Here is a 629-nt window from a genome sequence, read left to right as displayed (position 1 = left end):
GAAAGGAGCATTAAGATATGGAATTTATTAAACTGAAAAATGGCAGTAGATATCAGCTGATCACAGACGGATTCAATGTCGGAGATAATCATGTGAAACTTGCTTTCATTGCTGATAGATCACTAAAAGAAATTCATTCTGAATTTTCAAAAAAGGAAAACATTGAGACATTGTGTGTAGAAAACGCAACAGGCGAGACACTTACTGTATGTGATGGATATGTGGTTTTAGACAGCTACGTATCATTAGATTTGCATTATGAGGTATCGCCAGTTGAATATGGCGGTGATGGGGAAGTTGTAAAAGCAGCTGATTATGGTGAAGTCGCTTTCTTGTCTTTATATAAAGAAACAGCAGAAAGCATGCTGGAAGAATTGAAACTTAAGCAAGAGGTGACTGCACAGGCAGTTCAAGATTTGATACTGATGGCGGCAGGAGGTAAAGCATAATGGAAAATTTTCTGGTATATCGTATCTTAGATGGAAAGCTTGATTTTGCTGATGTCCCCAAAGCGCTAGAAGCCGGAGTGAAAAAAATTCTGGTTGAGATAGGTCACGAAGAATTAACGAAGTAGTATAAGAGGGTAAAACGCCCTACATATTGCCAAGAATGGCGGAAAGAGATGAGGT

General features: G+C 38.6%; 2 protein-coding genes. Both read left to right on the top strand.

Going from position 1 to position 629, the window contains the following annotated elements:
* The first annotated feature begins 17 nt into the window (after window positions 1-17).
* A complete protein-coding gene (locus KSZ58_RS22375; RefSeq protein WP_217752960.1) occupies window positions 18-449 on the top strand; it encodes a hypothetical protein in 432 nt (143 codons plus the stop codon).
* Complete coding sequence (locus tag KSZ58_RS23330; RefSeq protein ID WP_008817705.1) at window positions 449-574, top strand: hypothetical protein; 126 nt, start codon at window positions 449-451, stop codon at window positions 572-574. Before KSZ58_RS22375 ends, KSZ58_RS23330 begins: the two co-directional genes overlap by 1 nt.
* Window positions 575-629: the final 55 nt, after the last annotated feature.

The organism is Erysipelatoclostridium sp. DFI.2.3 (genome assembly GCF_019132535.1).
GTDB lineage: Bacteria > Bacillota_I > Bacilli_A > Erysipelotrichales > Erysipelotrichaceae > Clostridium_AQ > Clostridium_AQ innocuum.
Note: the sequence above shows the minus strand (reverse complement) of the source record. Positions and strands in the feature narration are given on the sequence as shown.